This is a genomic window from Cypionkella sp. TWP1-2-1b2, assembly GCF_049896245.1.
Taxonomy (GTDB): Bacteria; Pseudomonadota; Alphaproteobacteria; order Rhodobacterales; family Rhodobacteraceae; genus Cypionkella.
The window spans coordinates 182914-207413 of the sequence record NZ_JAFCTX010000001.1 but is presented as its reverse complement, the minus strand read 5'-3'; the positions used below and the strand labels follow the sequence as shown (position 1 = coordinate 207413).

Annotated in this window: 21 protein-coding genes; 14 read left to right on the top strand and 7 right to left on the bottom strand. The window is 59.5% G+C overall.

Going from position 1 to position 24500, the window contains the following annotated elements; genetic code table 11:
* Positions 1-158 precede the first annotated feature (158 nt).
* Genes ACP7AP_RS01060 through ACP7AP_RS01050 form a run of 3 tightly spaced genes read left to right on the top strand, consistent with a single transcriptional unit; the run spans position 159 to position 2671 of the window.
* On the top strand, positions 159-1265 hold the full coding sequence (locus ACP7AP_RS01060; protein ID WP_426031340.1) for a carbohydrate ABC transporter permease: 1107 nt from the start codon (positions 159-161) through the stop codon (positions 1263-1265).
* Positions 1262-2194, top strand: a complete 933-nt coding sequence (locus ACP7AP_RS01055; RefSeq protein ID WP_426031338.1) for a carbohydrate ABC transporter permease — start codon at positions 1262-1264, stop codon at positions 2192-2194. Before ACP7AP_RS01060 ends, ACP7AP_RS01055 begins: the two co-directional genes overlap by 4 nt.
* 15 nt (positions 2195-2209) lie before the next feature.
* Positions 2210-2671: an RbsD/FucU family protein gene (locus ACP7AP_RS01050; protein WP_426031336.1), complete on the top strand. Its 462-nt coding sequence runs from the start codon at positions 2210-2212 to the stop codon at positions 2669-2671.
* A gap of 62 nt (positions 2672-2733) precedes the next feature.
* Here the strand turns inward: ACP7AP_RS01050 and ACP7AP_RS01045 are convergent, their stop codons facing one another.
* The 6 genes from ACP7AP_RS01045 to ACP7AP_RS01020 form a co-directional block, all read right to left on the bottom strand.
* Positions 2734-3549, bottom strand: coding sequence for an ATP-binding cassette domain-containing protein (locus ACP7AP_RS01045; protein WP_426031334.1), 816 nt, complete (start codon positions 3547-3549; stop codon positions 2734-2736).
* Positions 3542-4411: an ABC transporter ATP-binding protein gene (locus ACP7AP_RS01040; protein WP_426031332.1), complete on the bottom strand. Its 870-nt coding sequence runs from the start codon at positions 4409-4411 to the stop codon at positions 3542-3544. The genes ACP7AP_RS01045 and ACP7AP_RS01040 overlap by 8 nt, the downstream gene beginning before the upstream one ends.
* The gene (locus ACP7AP_RS01035) at positions 4408-5220 is read right to left on the bottom strand and encodes an ABC transporter permease (RefSeq protein ID WP_426031330.1); all 813 of its coding nucleotides are present in this window, start codon (positions 5218-5220) and stop codon (positions 4408-4410) included. Before ACP7AP_RS01035 ends, ACP7AP_RS01040 begins: the two co-directional genes overlap by 4 nt.
* A 31-nt stretch (positions 5221-5251) precedes the next feature.
* A complete protein-coding gene (locus tag ACP7AP_RS01030) occupies positions 5252-6262 on the bottom strand; it encodes an ABC transporter permease (RefSeq protein ID WP_426031328.1) in 1011 nt (336 codons plus the stop codon).
* A 137-nt stretch (positions 6263-6399) separates the two neighbouring features.
* Positions 6400-7920, bottom strand: coding sequence for an ABC transporter substrate-binding protein (locus ACP7AP_RS01025; protein ID WP_426031326.1), 1521 nt, complete (start codon positions 7918-7920; stop codon positions 6400-6402).
* Positions 7921-7953: 33 nt separating this feature from the next.
* Positions 7954-9519, bottom strand: coding sequence for a phytoene desaturase family protein (locus ACP7AP_RS01020; protein WP_426031324.1), 1566 nt, complete (start codon positions 9517-9519; stop codon positions 7954-7956).
* 99 nt (positions 9520-9618) lie between these two features.
* Here ACP7AP_RS01020 and ACP7AP_RS01015 point away from each other — a divergent pair, with 99 nt between their 5' ends.
* The 11 genes from ACP7AP_RS01015 (at position 9619) to ACP7AP_RS00965 (ending at position 22930) form a co-directional block, all read left to right on the top strand.
* Positions 9619-10407, top strand: a complete 789-nt coding sequence (locus ACP7AP_RS01015) for a cyclase family protein (RefSeq protein ID WP_426031322.1) — start codon at positions 9619-9621, stop codon at positions 10405-10407.
* A gap of 3 nt (positions 10408-10410) precedes the next feature.
* Entirely contained in the window at positions 10411-11982 is a 1572-nt protein-coding gene (locus ACP7AP_RS01010) for a phytoene desaturase family protein (protein ID WP_426031320.1), read from the top strand.
* Entirely contained in the window at positions 11979-12449 is a 471-nt protein-coding gene (locus tag ACP7AP_RS01005; RefSeq protein WP_426031318.1) for a MarR family winged helix-turn-helix transcriptional regulator, read from the top strand. Before ACP7AP_RS01010 ends, ACP7AP_RS01005 begins: the two co-directional genes overlap by 4 nt.
* Positions 12450-14594: a thiamine pyrophosphate-dependent enzyme gene (locus ACP7AP_RS01000; RefSeq protein WP_426031316.1), complete on the top strand. Its 2145-nt coding sequence runs from the start codon at positions 12450-12452 to the stop codon at positions 14592-14594.
* A complete protein-coding gene (locus tag ACP7AP_RS00995) occupies positions 14591-16117 on the top strand; it encodes an indolepyruvate oxidoreductase subunit beta family protein (RefSeq protein ID WP_426031314.1) in 1527 nt (508 codons plus the stop codon). The genes ACP7AP_RS01000 and ACP7AP_RS00995 overlap by 4 nt, the downstream gene beginning before the upstream one ends.
* 512 nt (positions 16118-16629) lie before the next feature.
* On the top strand, positions 16630-17598 hold the full coding sequence (gene ytfQ, locus ACP7AP_RS00990; protein WP_426031312.1) for a galactofuranose ABC transporter, galactofuranose-binding protein YtfQ: 969 nt from the start codon (positions 16630-16632) through the stop codon (positions 17596-17598).
* 107 nt (positions 17599-17705) lie between these two features.
* Positions 17706-19241, top strand: a complete 1536-nt coding sequence (locus ACP7AP_RS00985) for a sugar ABC transporter ATP-binding protein (RefSeq protein ID WP_426031310.1) — start codon at positions 17706-17708, stop codon at positions 19239-19241.
* Positions 19238-20236, top strand: coding sequence for an ABC transporter permease (locus ACP7AP_RS00980; protein ID WP_426031308.1), 999 nt, complete (start codon positions 19238-19240; stop codon positions 20234-20236). Before ACP7AP_RS00985 ends, ACP7AP_RS00980 begins: the two co-directional genes overlap by 4 nt.
* Positions 20233-21210 (top strand): galactofuranose ABC transporter, permease protein YjfF, encoded by a 978-nt coding sequence (gene yjfF, locus ACP7AP_RS00975; RefSeq protein ID WP_426031306.1) that lies wholly within the window; start codon positions 20233-20235, stop codon positions 21208-21210. The genes ACP7AP_RS00980 and yjfF overlap by 4 nt, the downstream gene beginning before the upstream one ends.
* A 1-nt stretch (position 21211) precedes the next feature.
* A complete protein-coding gene (locus tag ACP7AP_RS00970; RefSeq protein WP_426031304.1) occupies positions 21212-21946 on the top strand; it encodes a FadR/GntR family transcriptional regulator in 735 nt (244 codons plus the stop codon).
* A 3-nt stretch (positions 21947-21949) separates the two neighbouring features.
* Positions 21950-22930: an aldose epimerase family protein gene (locus ACP7AP_RS00965; RefSeq protein WP_426031302.1), complete on the top strand. Its 981-nt coding sequence runs from the start codon at positions 21950-21952 to the stop codon at positions 22928-22930.
* On the opposite strand, the gene ACP7AP_RS00960 is transcribed toward ACP7AP_RS00965, so the two are convergent.
* On the bottom strand, positions 22927-24498 hold the full coding sequence (locus ACP7AP_RS00960; protein ID WP_426031300.1) for a CRTAC1 family protein: 1572 nt from the start codon (positions 24496-24498) through the stop codon (positions 22927-22929). The two genes, ACP7AP_RS00965 and ACP7AP_RS00960, sit on opposite strands and share 4 nt — an antisense overlap.
* Positions 24499-24500 lie beyond the last annotated feature (2 nt).

The following is a 24500-nucleotide window of genomic DNA, read 5'->3' as shown; positions in this document are numbered from 1 at the left end:
ATCCTCTCTGCTCAAATATCCCCGCCGGAGGCTCTTAACCTGTCAGTTAGAATTACGGTGCAGAATGAAACGGCTGGGCGTGATCTCAATCGCGGCTTGTCAAAATTGAAGCAGGCTGCCTTTACGGGCAGCTTGTTTTTCCCAAGCGGGGCGAGATTTTGAGCAGTTCAGGCGATCTTTTACACGTTGTCAGCAATGACAATATCTCGGATCAGCGCCGCGCGCTGGGCACAGCGATCATCTGGGGCTCTGCTTTGCTGATGGCGCTGGTGGCTTTGGCGCAACTGATGCAGGTGCAGGGTCTGCATGACTTTGGCCTGACCAGTTGGCGGCCAACGCTCTATGCCTATATCCTCTGGGCGATTTGTCTCAGCTGGGGGCAGGTTTTGCTGCATGGCGAGCATGGCAAGCGCACCTTGTTCGTGCTGCCTGCGGCGCTGTTTGTGATTTCATTAACCGTTTTCCCGCTGCTGTTTGGTTTGGTGATCGCGTTTTCGGATTGGAACCTGTCCAGCCCGAACGGGCGACATTTCAACGGATTGACCAATGTGCGGCAGATGTGGGCGGACCCGTTCTACTGGAATGCGCTTCTGAACATGGTCTGGTATGTGCTTGCGATCCTTGTGGAATATACCATTGCCTTCGGGCTGGCTTTGGCCTTGAACGCCGAAATCAAAGCGCGGAAGTTCTTCCGGGTGGCGTTTCTGCTGCCTCTGATGCTGTCACCCGTCGCGGTCAGCTGGATGATCGGCAAGTCGATGCTGGAGGCGCGCTTTGGCCCGGTGGCGCGGCTGGCGAAGGCGTTGGGATGGGAGACGCCTTCATTCTTCGGCACGCCGGGAGTGGCGAAAGCCACGATCATGCTGATGGACGCCTGGACCTTCATTCCGTTTATGATGATCATGATTTTGGCGGGTTTGCAGGCGATCCCGAAGGAATTGAACGAGGCCGCCAAGGTTGATGGCGCGAACGGCTGGCGGGCGTTTTGGGAAGTAACCTTCCCGATGATGCTGCCAGTGTCGATCACCGCGATTTTGATCCGCATTATCTTCAAGCTGAAACTGGCGGATATCGTGATCGCTGTGACATCAGGTGGGCCGGGCGGGGCGACTGACACGGTGACTTCGTTCATTTTCCGCGAGTATCGGGATAGATCGAATGTCGGTTATGGCACGCTTTTGGCAATGTTCTATTTGGTGCTGATCATCATTGTGATGACGATCTTGATGAAACTTGCGGATCGGTTTGCGAGGCCCAGAACATGAGTGAAGCCAACATGAGCGGACAGATTTTCAGGGATTCCGCCGCTGATCGCAGCTTTCGCCCGAAATGGTTTACGGGGCGACTTTTCGTCTATGGCCTGCTGATCCTGTGGGCCTTTATCTGTTTGTTTCCAATCTATTGGACGCTGACCACCAGCTTCAAAATGGCCCCTGACGTGATGAAGGGCAATCTGATCCCGTGGCTGGATTTCACGCCCAAATGGCTGGGCTGGAAGTCTTTGGGCCTGTCGCCCGATACGATTGGCGCCGACAGCACGGTGCGCGACGAATTTATGAAGCGCTTCACCAATTCGGCGATCACTTCGGTGACTTCCTCGGTTCTGGCGGTGATGCTGGGCTCGCTGGCGGCTTATGGGCTGAGCCGGTTCAACTATAAATTCCTCTGGATGGGCAACAGCGACATTTCGTTTTTCTTCCTGTCGCAACTGATCCTGCCGCCGGTGGTTTTGGCTTTGCCGATGCTGGTGCTGTATAAGGAGCTGGCGCTGCTCGATACCCGTATTGGCTTGATTTTGCTGTATACTTTATCGGTATTGCCGATCGTAATCTGGATCATGCGCGATCAGTTTTCCTCGATTCCGACTGAATTAGAGGAGGCGGCTTTGGTCGATGGCTTGTCGATCTGGGGTGCGTTCATCACCATCATTCTGCCGATTGCGCTGCCGGGGATGGTGGCGGCGTTCATTCTGTCGCTGGTGCTGACGTGGAATGAGTATTTCTTCGCGGCCCTGCTGACCTCGACCCATGCCAACACTTTGCCGGTGATGGTGGCCTCGCAAACCGGCTCGCAAGGCATTTCATGGTGGTCGATGGCGGCACTGTCCTGGGCGGCGATCCTACCGCTGATCGTGATCGGTGTGGTGCTGGAACGCTATATCATCAAAGGCATGGCGGCCGGTGCGATCAAGTAGGGGGCGATCAAATAGATGCTGAAGGGGATTGACCGGCACCTGTCGGCGGAAATGGTGCATGTGCTGATGCTGATGGGGCACGGCGACGCGCTGGTGATTTGCGATGTGAACCACCCGGCGGCGACGATTGCCGCGAAAACCACGCATGGCCGTGTGGTCGATATGGTCGGCTGTGATATTCCCACCGGGATCGCCGCGATATTAACCTTGATGCCGCTGGACACATTTGTGAATGCGCCAGTTGCGCGGATGCAGGTGGTGGGCGATCCCGATGGGGATATGCCAGTGTTCGGTCTGGTGCAGGGCGTGATTGACAGGGCCGAAGACCGGGCCGTGCCAATGCAGGCTTTGGAGCGCTTCGCGTTTTACGAAGCCGCCGGGCGCGCGTTTGCCATCATTCGCACTTCTGATCCGGGGCCCTATGGCTGCTTTATCCTGAAAAAAGGCGTGGTGGATTTGCCGCGGTTTGAGAGTTGAGACCTGAGCTGGGCGCCCCCGAGGCGCCTCCGGCGAGAGTATTTTTGCCAAGATGAAATGGATTAGACCCAGACTTGATTGGGATCGGGCAGCGGAATAGCCTCCAGCAATTCGCGGGTATAGGCGGCTTGCGGATTGGCAAAGAGGTCTGCGGTGGCGGCGTTTTCCACGATCTGACCTTGGTGCAGCACGATGATGCGGGTACAGAGGCGGCGGATCACGCTCAGGTCGTGGCTGATGAAAGCCAGCGTCAGACCAAGATCTTTCACCAAGGATTCCAGCAGGTTGAGGATTTGTGCTTGGGAGGATACATCAAGGCCCGAGACGATCTCGTCGGCGAGAATGAACTCGGGTTTCAAAGCAATAGCGCGGGCGATGCCGATGCGTTGGCGCTGACCACCCGAGAGTTCATGCGGGTAGCGGGAAGCGAAACTGCGCGGCAGGCCGACGTGGTCAAGCGCTTCCAGCGCGCGGAGTTTCGGGTTGCTCAGGCCGTGCAAAGACAGCGGGGCGGCGATGATTTGGCCGATACGATGGCGCGGATTGAGGCTGCTCATCGGGTCTTGGAAAATCATCTGAAAACGGCGGCGCAGCGGGCGTAAGTCACGTTCGGTGAGGTGGGTGATGTCTTGGCCGTCGAATTTTATTGTGCCGCCCGAGGGCTCCAGCAGGCGCAGCAAGGCGCGGCCCAAGGTGGATTTGCCGGAACCTGAACCGCCAACGATGCCAAGTATTTCGCCTTTTGGGATGCTGAAAGTCAGTCCCTTGAGAATTTCCAACCGGGGGGCCGCCCCAATCAGCGGCTTTTGCGTCATATCGGCCAAAGACAGCCGCAAGTTATCAATTTGGTAAAGCTTTGCGTCGTAGGATTCAGACATGCGCGCTCCGATCGCTCGCTTCGACTTCGGCGCGGGTGGCTGCGATCACGGCATCGGACACCGGAGTCAGACTGCCGTTGGGGTCGGTGTATTTCGGTGTAGCTGCCAGCAGGGCGCGGGAATAGGAGTGTTTGGGGGCATGGAAAAAGTCAGGGATCGTGCTGTCTTCCAGCACATAGCCCGCATAAAGCACCGACAGGGTTTGGCAGACTTTGGAGACCACACCCAGATCGTGGGTGACAAACAGCAAAGCCGTGCCGTGGCGGGCCTGCATCGCCGCGATCAGCTTCAGGATTTGCTTTTGCACGGTGACATCCAGCGCCGTGGTCGGCTCATCCGCGATGATCAATTTTGGTTCGGCTGCAAAGGCCGATGCGATCAGGATGCGCTGGCGCATACCCCCGGAAAGTTCGTGCGGATAGCTGCGCATCACCCGCTCGGGGTCGGGGATTTGCACCTCGGCCAAAAGGTCACGGGCGCGCTTTTCGGCATCAGCGCGGCTCCAATGCAGGATATCGACCAGACGGTTGGTGATCTGGGGGCCAATCCGGCGCGAGGGGTTCAGCGCCGTCAGCGGGTCTTGCGGGATCAGCGCGCATGTAGCCCCGATCAAACTGCGGCGCTGTGCAGCTGGCAGCGTGAGCAGATCGGTGCCGTCGAGGATGATCTGGCCACCCGTGATCTCAACCGATTGCGGCAAGGTGCCCAGAATAGCTTTGCCGATCATAGACTTGCCTGCACCGGATTCGCCGACCAGACCGCGCACCTCGCCAGCGGCGACCTCCAGCGACACCCGGCGCAGGATTTGATCAGGCCGACCTTTCAGATGGGCCGACAGATTGCGGATCGACAGATAGCTCATCGCAGCACCGGATCGAAGCGGTCTTTCAAGCCTTCGCCCAGTTGCGAGAAGCTTAAAACGGTGAGGAACAGCGTGATCAATGGGAACACCAGCACCCACCAGGCTTGGTGGATTGAGGCGCGACCCTCGGCGATCATACCGCCCCAAGTCGGATCATCTGTGGAGATGGAGAGGTTAACGAAAGACAGGATGGCTTCGACGATGATGGAAATCCCCATTTCTAGGGTGAGAAGCACGACGATGGTGGGCAGGACGTTGGGCAGAATTTCGGTCAGCATGGTCGACAGCCGGGTGCGGCCTGCGACTTGCGCCGAGGCGACGTAATCCATCGCCCCTTGGTTCATCGCCTCGGCCCGGATCACGCGGGCAAAACGGGTCCAGTCGATCACCACGATGGCGATGATGATTGACGACAAGCTGGGGCCAAGCACGGCGATCAGCAGGATCGAGAACAGCACGGGGGGGAAGGCCATCCAGATATCAATCGCGCGGCTGATCAGGATATCGACCCAACCGCGCAGAAATCCGGCGAGCAGGCCCATGGTGGCGCCGATGATGCAGGTGATGCTGCCCGCGATCAGGGCCACGGTCAGCGCCAATCGCGCGCCATAAAGGATGCGGCTGAGCACATCGCGGCCCAGGGAATCGGTGCCGAGCAGATAGCCGGGCTCGTGCCCCTGCACCCAGAACGGCGGCAACTGACCTAGGAACAAGTCTTGCGCGAGCGGGTCTTTTGGCGCGATCAGTGGCGCAAACACGGCGGCAAGCGTCAGCAGGATCAGCCAAGTGGCCGATAAGACCAGCCGCATGGGTAATTTGCGCCTGATCGCGCTGCGTCCGTCAAGCATGGCGCAACCTTGGGTTCAAAGCGGCATAAGTCAGGTCCACCAACAGGTTAACGCCGGTGAAGATCACCGCGAACAGGATGACGATGCCTTGGATCAGTGGCAGGTCGCGGTTGATCACCGCATCAATCGCCATATTGCCCAAGCCCTCGTAGGAAAACAGCCGTTCGATGATCACGGTGCCGCCGATCAGGAAGGTAAACTGCACGCCCACCAAAGTCAGGGTCGGCAGAATGGCATTCGGCAAAGCCTCGCGCAGGATGACATGGGTTTCCGAATAACCCTTGGTGCGCGCAAGCGTGACGTAATCCAGATGCATGGTTTCCTTAAGGGATTGTTTAAGAAGTTGGCCGATGATGGCCGCGAGGGGAACAGCAAGGGCAAGGGCCGGCATGAACATATGGGCGGCGATATCCAGCCAAAGATCAAAGCGCAGGCGCAGCAGGGATTCGGTCAGGTAGAAATTCGTGGTGAACGGCAGCGGGAGTGAGGGTGTGATGCGGCCCGAGATGTGGAAGATCGGGATCAACACGCCGAAGGCAAGGATCAGGATCAGCCCCCAGAGGAAATCCGGGATCGACAGCGCCATACCGTTGGTCACATCAATCGCGGCTTCGGTCTTGCTGCCGCGCAAACGGGTGCCCGTCAGCGCCATGAAGCCGCCGATGACAATGGCGATGATCAACGCCATCACTGACAGTTCTAGCGTGGCGGGCAGGCGGCTGAGCACCAGTTGCAAAACCGGTTGTTTGGTGGTGATCGAGGTGCCGAAATTGCCCTGCACTACGCCGGAAACCCAGATCAAAAACTGCTGCGGGATGGATTTATCAAGCCCGTACAGCGCTGTCAGCCGGGCGACATCAGCCTCGGTTGCGCCGGGCGGCAGCATCATGGCGATCGGGTTGCCCGGCACCACGCGGATGACGAAAAACACGATCACCGCCACGCCTGCCAGCGTGATCAAGGTGGTGCATAATCGCAGAAGCACCGATTGAAGGAATTGCATAGGCGGGGGGCTTCCTTGGTGGGCGATGCTGGGATCAAACGGTTTCGACTGCTTTTTTGCGGGGCAGAACGATCGCCTAGGGGGACTGGGGGACGCGAAGTCCCCCAGCCGTTGGCAACAAAGTTAAGCGAAATCAGCTACGCGCGCTTCATCAGATAGGGCAACAACGCACCCGAGGCATGCGGCGTCACCACTACGCCCATCGCCGACAGAATCGGCTGCACATATTGCAACAGCGGGATCACCAAGGCGTTTTCGGCGATGAAAGCATCGACCTTTTTCCAGCCGTCGATGCGCTTGGCCTCGTCCTTTTCACCCCACAAAGGCCCGATCATGTCGATCAGATCCTTGCCATCCCACACCGAATGGGGCGAGGGGCCGAACATCGCAAAACCCGTCGACGTGGTCGGATCGCCCACCGAATTGCCCCAGTTGTAGAAAGCGGCGGGGGCGAGTTGGTCGGCGGCGCGGAGTTCGTAATGTTTGGCGATTTCGTAGATCTCAATTTCGGCTTCGATGCCAACCTTGCGCCACAACCCGACGATGGCTTGGATCATCTCGTAGTCTTTGGGCTTAAAACCCTTGGTGGTCTGGATTTTGAATTTCACTGGATTATCAATGGAATAACCCGAGTTGGCCAACAATTTCACCGCCAGATCAGGATCATAGGGCACCCTGATGCTGGCGTCATAGGCGTCATATTGCGGGGTTTCCAGTGTATCAATCGCCACGCCATAGCCTTTGAGCAGACGGTCGATGATGGTCTGTTTGTCGATGGCATGGGCTGCGGCCTTGCGCACATTGGGGTCAAGCATCACGTCGATATCATTCAGAAAAATCATCCCAATGTCGGAAATCGGCATCGCGGTTCCGGTCAGCATGGCTTTCAGGCGGTCGTATTCCTCGTAGGGGACTTCCAGCGTGACATGGGAATTGCCGGATTCGACCTCGGCCACGCGGGCAGCGGCGTCGGTGACGAATTTGATGGTGACGGTTTCAAATTCGGGCTTGCCGCCCCAATAACTGGCGTTGGCTTTCAGGCGAACGAAGGCGTCGCGCTCAAATTTCTCCACCATATAGGGGCCGGAACCGATGGGGGCGGCTTCAAAACCCTTGGCGCCGACCTTTTCGTAATAGGCTTTCGGCAGCACGTATCCGGTCAGAAAATACATCCATTTGAAGATGGTGGGGTCGAATTGCGCGACATCGGCCAAGACTTTGTTGCCCTCAACGCGGTGGTTTTTCAGCGTGCCCCAGACGAATTGGATCGGGCTGCCGGTGGCGGGATCGGCGACGCGCGCCAAGCTCCATGCCACATCCTCGGCGGTCAGGGCCGAGCCGTCATGCCAGGTCACACCCTCGCGCACTGTCATCCAGACTTGGGTTTTGTCGTCATTCCAGCCCCATTCGGTCAGAATACCGGGGGCGGGTTTCAGATCGGGCTGTTGCAGAATGTATTGGTCGAACACCGATTGATAGATGCCCTGAATCGTCGGATTGACTGCCGAAGGGCCGGTGGTCGGGTCCCAGGCCGGCAGGTTGACGTTGTAGGCGATCACCAGTTCTTCGATGGCCTGTGCGCGAAGCGGCAGGCTGAAGGCGGCAAGTGAGACACTGGCAGCGGAGAGTTGTAAAAGCGCACGACGGTTGAGTTTCATAGCAATTCCCTGTGGTTATGGTTGAAGCCGAAGTTATTTTCCGGTCAGTTTTTGGGCAAGAAGATAGCCCGATCCTGCCCCCAGCCCTGCACCGGGCCAAACGGCGGCCCCGGTCAGGTACAGGTTTTGGATCGGGGTGGAGCCGTCCGCATAGCCGCGCACGGGACGGAACAAGAAGTTCTGCGCAAGGTGATGGCTGCCGCAAATCTGATCACCACCGACCAGATTGGGGTTGTCGGATTCGAGTTCGGTCGGCGGCACGATGCGCTGGCCAAGGATTTTGGCGCGGGTGCCGGGGGCGTAGCGTTCCAGAATATCCAGCGCGCGTTGGGCAAAGGGTTCGGCGGCTTGCGTCCAGTCGGTAGCGCCGATTTCGCCCTTTGCGTCACCTTTGATGTCGCCCGGTGCCATGCGAATTTGCAACCAAAGCGTGTGTTTTCCCTCAGGTGCGCGGCTGGGATCAACGCTGGTGGGTTGGCCCACAACCACTATCGGCTCATCGGGCAACAGGCCCGCTTTGGCCTGCTGATAGGTCCGCGCCATCTGATCAAGGCTGGGGGCAAGATGCACATAAGCGTAGTCTTTCAACTCGTTACCCGCTGTCCAGTCCGGTAGGTCGGACAAAGCCAAATGCAGCATCATCGTGCCGGGAGCATGTGAAAAGGTGGTCAATTTGGCATCAAAATCGCTGGCTGTGCCGGTTAGTTTCGGCATTGCGCGGGGTGCAACATTGGCGATCACAGCGCGGCTGGCAGTGATTTCACGGCCATCTTCCAGCACAATGCCGCTGGCTTTGCCATTGGTATGCAGCACGCGCGTGACGGTTTGCTCGGTTTCAATCTGCCCGCCGCGCGCGGTGATCGCCGCAACCAGCGCGCGGATGATGGTATCCGAGCCACCCTTGCCCAAAACCATGCCAAAGGCCTGCCCCGCCATGCCCTCCAGATAGGGAAACAGCGCGCCGCCCGCGACGTCGGGGGCGAAATCGAGATGCATGCCCCACGCGCCGAGCATCGCTTGCACCTTTGGCGACTCGAAAGTTTGCGTCAGCCATTGACGGGGCGATTGCAGCAGGAAACGCGTCATATCCAGCGTGCCGCCAAGGCCCTTGCTGCGGAGTGTTTTGAACACGAAATATGCAAGCGCATGTAATCTCATCCGCGTGCCAAGAAGGCCAAACAGATGCGGGGCCTCGGCGGCGAAACCTTCCGTCAGCCGCACCCAAGTGGCAGCATCCGCTTGCGATAGCTTTGCAATGCGGGCGCGGGTGGCGGTGGCATCGGTAGAGACGCCGCACCATGTGCCATCGGGGAACACAGAGGCGAAGGGATTGGAAACAGGCGCAAATTCGAGCCCGTGTTGCGCCAATTCCGCGCCATAAGTCTTCATAAATGGCGATCCGGCAAACAGCGACAGGTTCATCGCTGCCCAGTCATGCTGAAATCCCGGCAGGGTATAGGCACCAGATTTCACCGCGCCGCCTGCCACCGCAGCCTGTTCAAACACGCCGACTTTCCAGCCGGAAGCCGCCAGATGCAGGGCAGAGGCAAGGCTGTTGTGGCCCGCACCGATGAAGACCGCGTCGTAGCTTTGGTGCATATTTCGCTCCGGTTGACTTAAGGATATTTGCAAATGCATTTAATTCTGTCTAGTCTTATTCCGTAAGGCGGGGCAGCCGCCGCAATCAGGGAGATAGCGATGAGTTCAGCTGATGTGTTGGCCGGTCTGGCCGGAATGCTCGCCTCGGGCGGAGTGGAAGTGGTCGATTGCACCGGGGTTTTGGGGCCGAAAACCCCACTGCTGAAACTGCCGCCGGATTTCGCCAAGGACACGCCCGCGATCGAGATTCACCGGATTTCGGAATATGACGCCGACGGCCCGTTCTGGGCGTGGAACTGGCTGAAAGTTGGTGAACATTCCGGTACGCATTTCGACGCGCCGCACCATTGGATCACCGGGAAGGACTACGCCGATGGTTACACCGACACGCTGCCGGTGCAGCGGCTGGTCGCCCCCGTTAACGTTTTGGACTTCGCGGCGGACTGTGATGCTGACCCGGATTTCCTGCTGACGATTGAGCATGTGAAGGCTTGGGAGGCCAAGCATGGCGCGATTGGCGCGGGCGAATGGGTGGTTTTGCGGTCGGATTGGGACAAGCGCAGCCATGATGAAAACCTTTTTCTGAACGCCAATGAAACTGGGCCACACACGCCGGGGCCCACCGCCGAAGTCATTGAGTATCTGATTTCTAAGGGAATTGTCGGTTGGGGCAGCCAGTGTATTGGCACCGATGCGGGGCAGGCGGGGGGGATGACGCCGCCGTTTCCGGCGCATAACCTGCTGCACAAGAACAACTGCTACGGCTTGGCGTCCTTGGCCAATCTGGACCGTCTGCCTGCCAAGGGTGCTATCCTGATTGCGGCACCTTTGAAGATTGAGAACGGCACCGGCTCGCCGATCCGGGCTTTGGCGCTGGTGGCGCGTTAACCAATGGCCGCCGATCTTGGGAAATTCGACCACATCATCATCGGCTCGGGCATCAACGGGCTGGTGGCGGCCAGTATGCTGGCGCTGAAAGGCGCGCGCGTGCTGGTGTTGGAGCGGGAAACCCGGATCGGCGGCTGTCTTTTCACCGAGGAAGTGACCCTGCCGGGATTCCAGCATGACGTGATGGCGGCGACCTTTGTGCTGTTCATGACCTCGCCTGCCGGTGCTACTTTGGGGCCGCATCTGGCGCAGCATGGCTTTGAGTATTGCCACAGCCCGCATCCGACGGCGGTGTTGCGGCCAGATGGCACTTCATTGGTTTTGACTATGGATGCGGCGAAGAACGTGAGTACCTTCAATGCCTTGGCGGCAGGTGATGGTGATCAGCACGCCGCGGATGTCGGCGGCATTACAGCCGATGCGCCATTTTTGTTTGCGCTTTTGGGCGGCAATCTGTGGTCTTGGGCGACGGCGAAACTGCTGTTCGGGCAGGTGCGAAAGCGCAGTTTGCGCGGTCTTGCGGCTTGGATGGGCAGTGCGCTGACGCCTGCGCGGGGGTGGTTGCAGAGCCATTACCAAAGCCCGCTGGTGCAGGCGTTGTGGGCGCCTTGGGTGCTGCATTGCGGGCTCACGCCAGAGTCGACCTACTCGGCGCAGATGGGCAAAGTGATCGCTTTCGCGCTGCAGGCAGCCGGTGCGCCGATTGTCAAAGGTGGCGCGGGGCAAGCCGCGGTGGCGTTTCGGCGGTTGATTGAGGCGCAGGGCGGGGTGATCCGTACCGGCGCGGAGGTTGAGAAAATCACCACGCGCGCGGGTAGGGTGACGGGGGTGCGGCTGGCGGCGGGCGAGGCGATTGCTTGCGGTTCGGTGCTGGCCTCGGTCGCGCCGGGTCAGCTTTACGGGCGATTGCTGGATGTGAACCTGCCCGAAGATCAGGCGGCGGTGCGGCAGTTCCGGCATGGCCGTGGCAACTTCCAGTTGCATTATGCACTGGATCGGCACCCGGAATGGTTAACGGATGGCTTGGATGATGTGGCGCTGATCCATCTGGCGGATGGCGTGGATTCGGTGTCGAAATCCGCCAATGAGGCCGAGCGCGGGATGCTGCCTGCCACGCCTACGATCTGCGTTGGTCAACCGCATCGACTGGACCCAAGCCGCTGCCCCGAGGGCAAAGCGATCTTGTGGTTGCAGATTCCCGATGCGCCGCGCGCGATCAAGGGCGATGCGGGCGGTGAGATTGCAGCGCAGGATTGGGACGGTGCGCGGGAGGCGTTTGCGGATAGGATTGAAGTTATTTTGTCGCGCCATATCAAATGTTTCGACAAGATTAAACTGGCGCGGAAAGCCTATTCCCCGGCTGATCTGGAACGGATGAATTGCAATCTTGTCGGCGGTGATCCCTATGGCGGGGCGTGCAGCATAGATCAGTTTTTCATCTGGCGACCTTTCGCACATTCGACCAATGGCACGGGCAAGGTGCGCGGGTTGAGCCATATTGGGGCCTCGACCCATCCGGGGCCGGGCTTGGGTGGTGGCTCGGGTTTCAACGCGGCAAAGAGGTTGGGCGCATGAATGATGAAACCCCCGCAGTGCCGCGTTTGGGCGAGATTGGCTTAACCAATTTTGCACCCTACCTGATGAACCGCATCATGGGGCGCTACAACGCCAGCTTGCGTGAGGAAATGGCCGATCTGGGGCTTTCCACGCCGAAAATGCGCGCTTTGGCCGTACTTTCGGTGATCGAAGGCCCGCTGATCCGCGAGCTTGCGATCTATACTGTGGTTGATCCCTCCACCCTCAGCCGCAGTTTGGACCAGCTGCAGGCCGATGGGCTGATCCGACGTGAGGTCGACAGTGCCGACAGCCGCGCGGTGCGGGTATTCATAACCGAGGCCGGGCGCAACACGTTTGAGACGCTTTGGCCACATATGGCGAAAGCGCAGGCGCGGATGTTTCGCGGCATTGCCGAGGCTGAACGCCAGACTTTCACCGCTACCCTGCAGAAAATGCTGACAAATATCAGAAAGCACGAGATTTAGATGGCAGAGCGTTCTTTCAAGGCCGAAGTCGAAGACCTGCGTTTGGGTGCGGGGCAAACCTTCACCGGCGAGGGGATTTTGGCGCTGACCAAGGCGCTGTTGGAAAACGGCGTCGCCTATGTCGGCGGCTATCAGGGCGCGCCGATCTCGCATCTGATGGATGTTTTGGCCGATGCGCAGGAGCTGTTGGGCGAATTGGGCGTGCGGTTTGAGGCCAACGCCAATGAGGCGGCGGCGGCGGCGATGCTGGCGGCCTCGGTGCATTATCCGATGCGCGGGGCGGTGACGTTCAAGGGCTCGGTCGGGGTGAATGTGGCCTCGGACGCGCTGGCGAATTTGGCCTCATCGGGCGTGACGGGCGGCGCTTTGGTGATTGTCGGCGAGGATTACGGCGAGGGCTCCAGCATTATGCAGGAGCGCACGCACGCTTTTGCGATGAAATCGCAGTTCTGGCTGCTTGATCCGCGCCCGAACCTGCCCTCGATTGTGCAGGCGGTGTCGGACGGGTTTGAGCTGTCCGAGGTCAGCAATACCCCCGTCATGCTGATGGTGCGGATACGGTCGTGCCACGTCACTGGCAGCTTTCAAACCCGCGACAATCAGCGACCGACACTGACGGTGAAAGAGGCTTTATCAAATCCGCGCAGCGATTTCGCGCGGGTGGTTTTGCCGCCGATGTCGTTCGCGCATGAGCAGGATAAGGTGAAAAACCGCTGGCCCGCAGCTGAAAAATTCATCCGCGAGCGCGGGCTGAATGAAGTGTTCGGTCCAAAATCTGACTTCGGCATTGTGGTGCAGGGGGGCATGTATAACGGGCTGATCCGGGCGTTGCAGCGGCTGGGCTTGGCGGATATTTACGGCGATAGCGCGGTGCCAATCTATGTGCTGAACGTGACTTACCCGTTGATTTCGGATGAGTTTCTTGAATTCTGTGCAGGCAAGGATCATGTCTTGGTGATCGAGGAAGGCCAGCCGGAGTTTATCGAAACCCAGCTGGGCAGCTTCCTCTATCGCGCGGAATCGGCGGTGAGGCTGCACGGCAAGGGGCTGTTTCCTTTGGCCGGAGAATACACCGGAGCGGTGATGCTTGAGGCGGTGACGGGGTTTCTGAAAACCGCAGCGCCCGAGATGCTGGCGGCGGTGGTGCGCAGCCCGAATGTTGATCGACCTGCGATCCCCGATCTGTCGAAAACCGTGCCGATCCGTCCGCCGGGCTTTTGCACTGGCTGCCCGGAACGGCCCATTTTCTCAGCGATGAAGCTGGTGGAAAAGGAACTTGGCAAGCATCAGATTGCCGCCGATATTGGCTGCCATTTGTTCGCCAGCCTGCCACCGTTCGAGATTGGCGGGGCGACGATGGGTTACGGTCTTGGCCCTGCGGCCAATGCGGCATTTGATGGTGGCGGCGCGCGTCGTCCGATTGCGATCATCGGTGATGGCGGGTTTTGGCACAATGGTTTGAGCTCGTCGTTTACCAATATGGCGTTCAATAAATCCGACGGCGTGGCGATTGTGGTCGATAATTTCTACTCGGCGGCGACGGGCGGGCAGGATGTGATGTCCAGCCGCGCTGACAATGCGACGAAGGCCACGAAGAACCCGATTTCCAAGGCTTTGGCCGGCATCGGCATTGATTGGGTGCGCCAGATTGACCACACTTATGACGTCAAAAAGATGCGCGATACCATCCGTGAGGCGCTGACCACCGATGCGCCGGGGCCGAAGGTGATCGTGGCCTCAAGCGAATGTATGTTGAACAAACAGCGGCGCGAAAAGCCGTTGCGGGCGGCGGCGATCAAGCAAGGTCGCCGGGTGGATATACCACGTTTTGGCATTGATGAAGCGGTGTGCACCGGTGATCACGCCTGTATCCGGCTGTCGGGTTGCCCGTCTTTGTCGTTGAAAAAGCTGGATGATCCGCTGCGCGATGATCCGGTGGCGTCGATTGACCAATCCTGCGTCGGCTGTGGCAACTGCGGCGAGGTTGCCGATGCGGCGGTGCTCTGCCCCAGCTTTTACCGTGCCGATGTGGTGCATAATCCGTCTGGGTTTGAACTGCGTTTGGCTGGATTTCGCGCGCGGGTAATAGGCGCGCTGCAACGGCGGCGCGATGCCAAACGCTTGGTGTTCGGGGGTGCGGCATGAGTTTGCATCAGGCGATCCCTTTGGGCGGCAAGGGTATGGACGGCGTGATCAAACTGGCACTTCTGGCGGTCGGCGGGCAGGGCGGCGGTGTGCTGACTGGGTGGATTGAGGCCGTGGCGCGGGCGAATGGCTATGTCTGTCAGGCCACTTCGGTCGCGGGAGTGGCGCAGCGGACGGGGGCGACGGTTTACTATGTCGAGATGGCTCCCGCTGGGCCGCGCGCCCCGGTGTTCTCGCTGATGCCTGCGGCAGGTGACGTCGATATCATGGTGACGGCGGAAATGATGGAGGCCGGGCGCTCGATCATGCGCGGCTTTGTGACGCCGGATCGCACCACCCTGATCACCTCGACGCATCGGGCCTTGGCGGTTTCGGAAAAGATGGTGCCGGGGGATGGCGTTGCCTCATCCGAAGAGGTGATTGCGGCGGCGGAAATAGCGGCGCGTCGGTTTATCGCGGCGGATTTTGATGCTTTGGCGATCGCACAAGGCTCGGTGATTTCGGCGAGTTTGTTTGGCGCGCTGGCGGCGGCAGAGGTGCTGCCGTTCCCGCGTGACGCGTTTGAGGCGGCGATTATGGCCGGCGGTAAGGGGGCGGAGGCGTCTTTGCGGGCGTTCGCGGCGGGGTATGCTGCGGCGCAGGGGCCGGTGAGTTTGCCCAAAGTCGAGGTGGCTGTTGCGGCTGCTCCGCTCGGGTCGGCCAAGTTGCTGGCGGCTTGGGCTGCGCTGGAGGATCGGGCACGGCGGATGCCGGAAACGGTGGCCGAGATGGCGGTGCTTGGCTTACGTAAAGTCGTGGAGTTTCAGGATCTGGCCTATGGCGCGGGCTACTTGACCCGAGTGGAGGCTGTGCTGGCACAGGACAGCAGCCGGTTTGAACTGTCAAAGCAGGCAGCGAAATATGTAGCCAACGCAATGGCTTATGATGATGTGATCCGGGTTGCCGATCTGAAAACCCGTGCGGGGCGGGCAGAGCGGATTGCGCTTGAGATGGGGGCGAAGGCTGGCAATGTGGTGCAGCTGACCGAGTTTCTGCATCCTCGGGCCGAGGAGATTGTCGGGTTGTTTCCTATGAGACTGGGGGCGAAACTTGAGGCCAACCCGGTCTGGATGGCGCGTCTGGATCGCTGGTTCAACAAGGGCCGCCGGATGCGGACGGATAGTTTGCGGGCTTATCTGATGCTGTATATTCTGGGCGGCATGAAGCTGCGGCGGTTGGGGTCGCTGCGGCACGCGCAGGAAGTGGCGCATCTTGAACAGTGGCTGGCGGTCGCGCTAGGGTATTTGCCTGTAAATTATGATCTCGCGGTTGAGGTGATCCGCTGTCGGCGGCTGGTGAAGGGCTATTCGGACACCCATGCGCGCGGGCTTTCCAAGTTTGACCGGGTGCTGGATGGCATCGCTTTGGTAGCGGCGCGTCCCGATGCTGCGGATTGGGCGCGGCGGTTGCGGGAGGCGGCGTTGATGGATGAGGAGGGCCGCGCTTTGGACGGGGCTCTGGCGACAGTGCGGAGCTTTGTTTAACGCGGTCCCAACTCGGGACCTTTTATTATCTTTTATTTCAGTGGCTTGATGGCGCGCCGTTAAGGGATTTTTAACGTTTGGGCAACTGAAAGCTATGGAGCGCGCCGCGCGGGAGTATTTCCGAAAGAGCAACTGATAACGGGAGCCCCTTGGATTTGCTCTTTCCGAAATACTCCCGCCGGAGGCTTCTAATTTTAAGGCGGCCAAGCACGGTCTCAGAATGAAATCATTTTTCATACTGATGGAATCTCGTTGCTTTCGGTGATTCTCTTGCTCGAGACCGGCATGGCATTTGCGGTTATCGCTGCGCTGCAGCTGAAAAATGCTGCGGATGCGCCCGTGCCTCGATCACTCAAGGTTCTGTGATTTCGCAACAACTTAGCTTCGCAATTCGCCCAAAATATCGGCAAAATCACCCCCAAACTTCGTATTTTACATATAGTAATACTTTTGCTAGCCTTGTCGCAGGCCGGTGAGGGAAGACACCTGCCACAAAATCCTAGGGAGGGATCATGTCCATACTCAAAAAACTCGCGCTGGCCGCGGGTGTCAGCGCGCTATTGTCTTCGGCGGCCTATGCCGACCTGTCGGGCAAAGTGATCGGCTTTTCGCAGATCGGCTCGGAATCGGGCTGGCGTGCTGCAGAGACGTCGGTGACGAAATCCGAAGCTGAAAAGCTGGGGATTGATCTGAAATTTGCCGATGCGCAGCAGAAACAAGAGAACCAGATCAAGGCGATCCGGGGCTTTATAGCGCAGGGCGTTGCGGCGATTCTGGTGGCTCCGGTGGTGTCAACCGGCTGGGAAGAAGTGCTGACCGAGGCGAAAGAAGCCAACATTCCCGTCATCCTGCTTGACCGTGGCATTGATGCGCCGCAGGATCTGTATCTGACCTCAGTGGCGTCGGATCAGGTTAAGGAAGGTCATGTGGCGGGCGATTGGCTGGTGAAAACCGTCGCCGACAAAGACTGTAAAGTCGTGGAACTTCAAGGCACTGTCGGCTCGTCGCCTGCGATCAACCGCAAAAAAGGCTTCGAGGATGCGCTGGCGGGTCATGCCAATCTGTCGATCATCCGCAGCCAAACCGGCGATTTCACCCGCGCCAAGGGCAAGGAAGTGATGGAAGGTTTCCTGAAGGCCGAAGACGGCGGCAAGGGGATTTGCGCGGTTTATGCCCACAACGACGACATGGCGGTTGGGGCGATTCAGGCGATCAAAGACGCCGGCCTGAAGCCGGGCAGCGATATTCTGGTGGTGTCGATTGACGGCGTGCCGGATATCTTCCAAGCGTTCGTGGCGGGCGAGGCCAATGCGACCGTTGAGTTGACGCCGAACATGGCGGGCCCGGCGTTTGCAGCGCTGGATGCTTATCTCAGCGCAGGCACGGTGCCGGAAAAATTCATCATCACCGAGTCTAAACTCTACACGCCCGCCGATGATGCGCAGGGCGAGTATGACCGCCGCAAGGGTCTGGGTTATTAATTTGGTCTGAGTTGAGCGTCGGCCAGAGCGATCTGGCCGACTTCGCTTTATCTGGGCTTTATCTGGGCTTTCGCGCAGAGTGGAGCAGGGTTTTGGGGAGCAGGTCTATGGTCGATGGCATAGAGCCAGTCGTGCAAGCGCGCGGCATAGTGAAGATTTTCGGCCAACATCGGGCATTGGACGGCGTTGATTTTGCAGTGCGCCCCGGTGAGGTTCACGCTTTGCTGGGGGAGAATGGTGCCGGAAAATCCACGCTTATTAAGATATTGACCGGGGCCTATCAGCCGGACGGTGGTGAGGTTTTGCTGGAAGGCGCGCCTGTGCGGTTCTCGGACCCGTTGGATGCGCAGCGCCATGGCATCGGCACGGTTTACCAAGAGGTGAACCTGCTGCCGAACCGCTCGGTGGCTGAAAATCTTTTTCTTGGCCATCAGCCGACGCGGTTTGGCATCGTGCAGCGCAAGGTGATTGAGGCGCGGGCGCGGGATTTGCTGGCGGGTTATGGGCTGGAAATCGACGTGAAGGCGGAACTCGGCAGCTATTCCGTTGCCGTGCAGCAGATCGTGGCCATCGCGCGGGCGGTGGAACTTTCCGGCAAGGTTCTGGTGCTGGACGAACCGACCGCCAGCCTTGATCGCAATGAAGTGGCGAAAATGTTTGAGGTGGTTGCCCGACTGAAAGCCCGTGGCCTTGGCATTATCTTCATCACGCATTTTCTCGATCAGGTGTTTGAGATCGCCGACCGGGTGACGATCCTGCGCAATGGCCGTCTGATCGGCACCAAAGTGCTGTCTGAAGTGACCGCAACCGATGTGGTGCGGATGATGCTGGGCAAGGATCTGGCCTTTGATCACGGCGGCGTCGGTGTCGCGGAAGCCGTGCAAGGCCCGGTGCGGGTGGAGTTTAAGTCCTTGGGACGGCAAGGAAAAGTGGCTCCGTTCACTCTGGCACTGCATGAGGGCGAGGTTGTGGGGGTGGCGGGGCTGTTGGGCTCTGGCCGCACCGAAATGGCACGGCTGATGTTTGGCGTCGATGCGGCGGATGGCGGTGAGATTTCGGTGGGCGGTCGTGTGGTCAGCATCCGCAACCCGGCGCAAGCGGTGGCGGCTGGGTTCGGGTTTTGCCCGGAGGACCGTAAGCTGGATGGGATTTTTGGCGATTTGTCGGTGCGCGAGAATATCATCATCGCATTGCAGGCCAAATTGGGCTGGTTCCGCGCGCTGAACCGCGATGAGCAGATCGAGATTGCCGGTAACTATGCCGAAGCGTTGGATATTCGCGCGGCAAGCCACGATATGCCGGTGAAGCTGTTGTCGGGGGGCAATCAGCAGAAGGTTATCTTGGCGCGCTGGCTGGCGATTGATCCGAGTTTCCTGATTTTGGACGAGCCGACGCGCGGGATCGACGTGGGGGCCCATGCGGAAATTGTGCGCACGATCAATCGGTTGCGCGAGGAGGGGCTAGCGCTGCTGGTGATTTCCTCGGAGTTGGACGAGGTGGTGGCCTATTCCAACCGCATCGTGGTGATGCGGGATCGTGAGATGGTGGCGGAGTTGAGCGGCGCGGATATAGCACCCTCGGTGATCGTGGCGGCGATTGCGGATAATCCGAACGCTAAGACTGCGGCGGAGGGGCGGGCATGAGGCGGATGGACTGGCGGGGGGCGCTGCTGCGGCCGCAATTTGTGGCTTTGGCGGCGGTATTGTTGATCAACTGGCTGCTGTTTCCGGGATTTTTCGACATCACCTTGCAGGATGGCCGGCTGTTTGGCAGCGTGATTGACGTGCTGAACCGGGGTGCTCCGGTGGCGATTTTGGCGATTGGCATGACGGCGGTGATCGCGACCAAGGGCGTTGATCTGTCTGTGGGCGCGGTGATGGCGATTGCCGGGGCGGTGGCGGCGGTGCTGGTAACGGGGGGATACTCGGCTGTGGCGGCGGTCGGCGCGGCGCTGTTGGTGGGGCTGCTCTGCGGGCTGTGGAACGGGATTTTGGTGACCTATCTGGAGATTCAGCCAATCATCGCGACGCTGGTTTTGATGGTGGCGGGGCGGGGTTTGGCGCAACTGGTGACGGAAGGCTCTATCGTGACGTTCTCCGATCCGGTGCTGATTTTCATTGGCACGGGGTCGCTGTTTGGGATGCCGATGCCGATTGTGATTGCCGCCGTATTGGCGATTGGGGCGACGTTGATCGTGCGCAAAACCGCGTTGGGGCTGTTGATCGAAGCGGTGGGGGTGAACCGCTCGGCTGCCAGATTTGCGGGCATTTCCAGTGGCTTGCTGCTGGTGGTGGTCTATACGTTCGCCGGGTTTTGTGCGGCGACTTCGGGGTTGATCGTGGCGGGGGATATTCGCGGTGCCGATGCCAATAATGCCGGGTTGTGGTTGGAGCTTGATGCGATCCTCGCCGTGGTGATTGGTGGCACCTCGTTGCTGGGCGGGCGTTTTTCGATCCCGATGTCGGTGGTTGGTGCCTTGATCATTCAGGCGATGAACACCGGGATTTTGATCTCGGGCTTCTCGCCAGAGTTCAATCTGGTGGTGAAATCCGGCGTGATCATTCTGATTTTGGTGTTGCAAGCGCCGATCACCAGCCAATGGCTGCGCAAGCGCATGTCGGAAGGGAAAACCCAATGAACCGCGCTTTACGGCCTTTGGTGGCGACGACGGCGATCTTTGCGCTGGCCTATCTGGCTGCTGTTATCCAGTTTCCAGCGATGCTGTCGACGCGGGTGCTGGGCAATTTTCTGACGGATAATGCCTTTCTGGGGATTGCTGCGGTGGGGATGAGCTTTGTGATCATCTCGGGCGGCATTGATCTGTCGGTGGGGGCGGTGATCGGCTTTACCACGGTGTTGAACGCGGTTTTGATCATGTGGCTTGGCCTGCATCCGCTGCTGGCTTTTGCGATTTCGCTGACGGTGGCGGCGGCGTTTGGCGCGGTGATGGGGGCGGCGATTCACTATCTGAAGGTGCCGTCGTTCATCGTCACGCTGGCGGGGATGTTTCTGGCGCGCGGTGGCGCATCCGTGCTTTCCCCCGATAGCATTGGCATCAAGCATGCGCTTTATACAACGATCTCAAAAAGTTACATCCTGCTGCCGGGTGGCGGGCGGCTAACGGTGATCGGGATGATCATGCTGCTGGTGTTCGTGTTCGGCATCATCTTGGCGCATCGCACGCGGTTTGGCAGCTATGTCTACGCGCTCGGAGGCTCGGAGGTTTCGGCAGGATTGATGGGCGTTCCGGTGGCGCGCACCACGATTTTAATCTACACCTTGTCGGCCACTTTGGCGGGCCTCGCGGGCATTGTGTTCTCACTTTACACTTCGGCGGGCTATTCGCTGTCAGCTTTGGGGGTCGAGTTGGACGCCATCGCGGCAGTGGTGATTGGCGGCACCCTGCTGACCGGGGGCTACGGCTTCATCGCAGGCACCTTTATCGGCGTGATGCTGCAGGGGCTGGTGCAGACCTACATCGTGTTTGATGGCTCACTCTCAAGTTGGTGGACCAAAATCGTCATCGGCGGCTTGCTTTTCCTGTTCATTTTGTTGCAAAGGCTGGTGTTCTCGGCGGCATCTCCGCGCAGGAAAGTGTTTTGGAAAACCTAGCATGAGCGAACCCGGCAGCCTTGTCCGCGCGCTGTCCGGGCGGCAGGTGGCGCGCAATTTCCATTCCTATGTGATCAGTGAGGTCGGCATCGGCATTGCTTCGGGGCGGCTTGCGGTGGGCTCGATCCTGCCGAATGATGCCGAGATGATGGACACCTATAACGTGTCGCGCACGGTTTTGCGCGAGGCTTTGAAGACGCTGGAGGCCAAGGGGCTGGTCGAGGCGCGGGCGAAAGTCGGCACGCGGGTGCTGCCGCGCAGTCGGTGGAATCTTTATGATCGTCAAGTGCTTGGCTGGATTCAAGAGGCGGGGCCGGGCTTGGTTTTTCTGCAATCCTATGTCGAGTTGCGCGAGATGCTTGAGATGCAGACGGCACAACTGGCGGCGCAGAGGCGGTCTGCGGAACAGGTGCGGATGCTTTTGTATTGGCTGAACCAGCGCAGCATGACGGCGGCTTTGGCCGAGCCGTTCGCGCTGGCGGAGTTTGAATTTCACCGGATTCTGTGTGAGGCGAGCCAGAATCCGTTTCTGCGCGCGGCCTCGGCTTTGGTTGAATTCGGCGTGGTGCAGGCGATTGCACCGCAGCTGCGGGCGGGGGTGGCGGATTTCGCGGCTGCCAAGGCGTCGATGTATCAGGCTTTGGCCGATGCGGTGGGGCATGGCGAGGCCGATGCGGCGGGGCGCGCTATGGCGGATATTCTGGCGGTGGACCGGGTTTGGATTTTGGGGGCATAAGGCATGGATACGCAGGTTTTCAAGATCAGCGATGGGGCGGATTGTTCAGCGGTTTTAAGCGCTTATGGGGCAAGGCTGATGCAGTTGTGGGCTCCGGGTCGGGCTGGGGTTTTGGCTGATATCGTGCTGGGGCATGATGATGTGCAGGGCTATCTCGATCATCCGGGGACGTATTTTGGTGCGACCTGCGGGCGCTACGCCAACCGGATTGCGGGCGGGCGGTTTGAATGGCTGGGCGGTGTGGTGCAGCTCGACTGCAACGAGGGCATTAACCATTTGCACGGCGGTGCGCTGGGGTTTGACAAGCGGCTGTGGCAGGTGCTGCGGGCAGATGCGCGGGGTGTGACGTTTGGGCTGCACTCGCCCGATGGCGAGATGGGGTTTCCGGGCGCTTTGGACGTTGAGGTGCGGTACGATTTTACCGCGCCGGGGCGGTTGCAGATTGTGATGACGGCGACAGCTGCTGCGGACACCGTGGTTAATCTGGTCAACCACGCCTATTTCAACATGGCGGGGCAGGGCAGCGGGGCTGCGGATGCGCAGCTTTTGCAGATTGATGCGGATCGGTATCTGCCGGTTGATGCCGCGCTGTTGCCACTGGGAGCACCTGCGGATGTGGCGGGAACGCCGTTTGATTTCAGGGTGTTGCGGGCGATTGGCGTGGATGTGCCTGTGGGTGGCATTGATCACAACCTTTGTCTCAACGGTGGGGTGGGGCCTGCGGTGGTGGCGGTTGATCCAGCCTCGGGACGGGGTTTGCGGTTGTTTACCAATCAGCCGGGGGTGCAGTTATACACCGGATCGTATCTGCCGGAAGGGCTGCCGGGGAAAGCCGGTGCTGCTTATGGCGCGCGGGCCGGTTTCACGCTGGAGACGCAAGTTTGGCCGGACAGTCCGAACCATCCCGACTACCCCTCGGCCGTGGTGAAGGCCGGAGGGGTCTATCATCATGAGATGACGTTCGCGTTTTTCGTGGCCGATTAGGGTTTTTGCAGGCGGTAAGACGCATCGGCCTTAACCATTTCCCATGCGCCTTCCGTGCCATCCGGCCAGATCACCCGCACCTCGGCCTGTGCCAGATCGCCCAGACCGAAATGGCTCGGGCCAAGATTTCCGCCCGCCTGACCGCCGCCGATGGTGATCTCGCGGCGTTGGATGTGGTCGGGCATCTTCACCTCGACCCATGCGCCGATGGCGTCGGTGTTTGGGGCGGTTTGGGCGAGGCTTAGATCAAGCCAATGGTTGAGGGATTTGGTGGTGTTACGCCAGATTTGCGCAGGCTCGCGGCGGTTGACGACGACCAGATCCATCAGGCCATCGGCGTTCAGATCGGCGAGGGCAGCCCCGCGTGACAGACCGGTATCGGCGACACCGGCGCGGTCGCCGGATTCTTCAAACGTGCCGTCTGTGCGTTGCAGCAGCAGGTTGTTGGGGTCTTTTAGCGCGAAATCCGGCATCGCATCAACGTTGCCTTTGGCGATGAACAGGTCCGCCAGACCGTCATTGTTCACGTCTTCAAACTGCGCGTGCCAGCCGGTGGAGGGGTTCAGATCATCACCCGTGTAAGGGCGTTGTGCTATGGCGTGTTTGGGATAGGCCACGTCTTTGAAGCCAGCTTTCGGCGCACCTTCGGTTGGAACTTCTGCCAATGTTTGCAGCTTGTTATCAGCCATCGAGGTGATGAAATACTCCGGGTAGCCATCAAAATTCAGATCGTAACTGGCCAGCCCCATGCCCCAGATGCGCAGGCGTTTCCAGCCTTCTTTGTCGGTATAAAGCGCGGGGTCCTGGCCGGGGTCGATGTGCCAGAGTTGTTCTTGCCCGCCTTTGTAATATTCGCGGTCGTTGGCGATGCGCAGGCTTGGCGTGCCGGATCGGTTCCAGTCGGAGAACAGCATCGACAAAGCGCAGAAGCTGGGTTTGAGCGGGACCGGCGGGGCGAATTTTGCCCCATCGGGGCGGTGCAGCCAGTTGTCGGTGCAGCTTCCCCAGGGGAACATGTCTTGGCTGACGTCGATGTAGTTGCCGACAGCCAAGGTTGGCCAGCCTTGGCCTTTTTCCCAAGTGGCGGCGAAGGCGGCGGACCAGGCGTTGCCGCCGTCAAAGCCCCAGTCTTCATTGGCGCGCTGGAATTTGCAGTTGCCGAGGCCCCGCATCACCTCGTTTTCGCCTTGGCGCAACAGGACGATATCGGGGATGGTGTCGCTGTCGATGTCGATCGGGTAGGCCCCGAGGACTCCCGTGCGTTCTAAGCCACTTGGGGTCTCGATGAAGCTGAAATCGCCGCCCTTTTCGCTTTGGTTGACGAACAATTTCGCCGGGTTGCTGCCACCTGCGATGATCAGATCGGGGCGGGCGTCGGCGTTGCAATCGAAGGTCGAGACGCCGCCGCCGACCATATATTCCCAGTCGCCGGCGTAGATCTGATTGACGCCAGAGATCGCGGTTTGTTCGCTGAAGCTGGGCACCAACGGCGCGGGGGGCGGCGGTGCAGTGGTTTCGGCGTAAGCGGCGAGGGGGAGCATAGCGAAGGCGAAGCTTGCAATTTTCATGG

Bases quoted from the DNA above. Each gene is read 5' to 3' on its own strand.
- ACP7AP_RS01055 (WP_426031338.1), top strand. From the start codon at position 1,262: ATGAGTGAAGCCAACATGAGCGGACAGATTTTCAGGGATTCCGCCGCT.
- ACP7AP_RS01050 (WP_426031336.1), top strand. From the start codon at position 2,210: ATGCTGAAGGGGATTGACCGGCACCTGTCGGCGGAAATGGTGCATGTG.
- ACP7AP_RS01045 (WP_426031334.1), bottom strand. From the start codon at position 3,549: ATGTCTGAATCCTACGACGCAAAGCTTTACCAAATTGATAACTTGCGG.
- ACP7AP_RS01040 (WP_426031332.1), bottom strand. From the start codon at position 4,411: ATGAGCTATCTGTCGATCCGCAATCTGTCGGCCCATCTGAAAGGTCGG.
- ACP7AP_RS01035 (WP_426031330.1), bottom strand. From the start codon at position 5,220: ATGCGGCTGGTCTTATCGGCCACTTGGCTGATCCTGCTGACGCTTGCC.
- ACP7AP_RS01030 (WP_426031328.1), bottom strand. From the start codon at position 6,262: ATGCAATTCCTTCAATCGGTGCTTCTGCGATTATGCACCACCTTGATC.
- ACP7AP_RS01025 (WP_426031326.1), bottom strand. From the start codon at position 7,920: ATGAAACTCAACCGTCGTGCGCTTTTACAACTCTCCGCTGCCAGTGTC.
- ACP7AP_RS01020 (WP_426031324.1), bottom strand. From the start codon at position 9,519: ATGCACCAAAGCTACGACGCGGTCTTCATCGGTGCGGGCCACAACAGC.
- ACP7AP_RS01015 (WP_426031322.1), top strand. From the start codon at position 9,619: ATGAGTTCAGCTGATGTGTTGGCCGGTCTGGCCGGAATGCTCGCCTCG.
- ACP7AP_RS01010 (WP_426031320.1), top strand. From the start codon at position 10,411: ATGGCCGCCGATCTTGGGAAATTCGACCACATCATCATCGGCTCGGGC.
- ACP7AP_RS01005 (WP_426031318.1), top strand. From the start codon at position 11,979: ATGAATGATGAAACCCCCGCAGTGCCGCGTTTGGGCGAGATTGGCTTA.
- ACP7AP_RS01000 (WP_426031316.1), top strand. From the start codon at position 12,450: ATGGCAGAGCGTTCTTTCAAGGCCGAAGTCGAAGACCTGCGTTTGGGT.
- ACP7AP_RS00995 (WP_426031314.1), top strand. From the start codon at position 14,591: ATGAGTTTGCATCAGGCGATCCCTTTGGGCGGCAAGGGTATGGACGGC.
- ytfQ (WP_426031312.1), top strand. From the start codon at position 16,630: ATGTCCATACTCAAAAAACTCGCGCTGGCCGCGGGTGTCAGCGCGCTA.
- ACP7AP_RS00985 (WP_426031310.1), top strand. From the start codon at position 17,706: ATGGTCGATGGCATAGAGCCAGTCGTGCAAGCGCGCGGCATAGTGAAG.
- ACP7AP_RS00980 (WP_426031308.1), top strand. From the start codon at position 19,238: ATGAGGCGGATGGACTGGCGGGGGGCGCTGCTGCGGCCGCAATTTGTG.
- yjfF (WP_426031306.1), top strand. From the start codon at position 20,233: ATGAACCGCGCTTTACGGCCTTTGGTGGCGACGACGGCGATCTTTGCG.
- ACP7AP_RS00970 (WP_426031304.1), top strand. From the start codon at position 21,212: ATGAGCGAACCCGGCAGCCTTGTCCGCGCGCTGTCCGGGCGGCAGGTG.
- ACP7AP_RS00965 (WP_426031302.1), top strand. From the start codon at position 21,950: ATGGATACGCAGGTTTTCAAGATCAGCGATGGGGCGGATTGTTCAGCG.
- ACP7AP_RS00960 (WP_426031300.1), bottom strand. From the start codon at position 24,498: ATGAAAATTGCAAGCTTCGCCTTCGCTATGCTCCCCCTCGCCGCTTAC.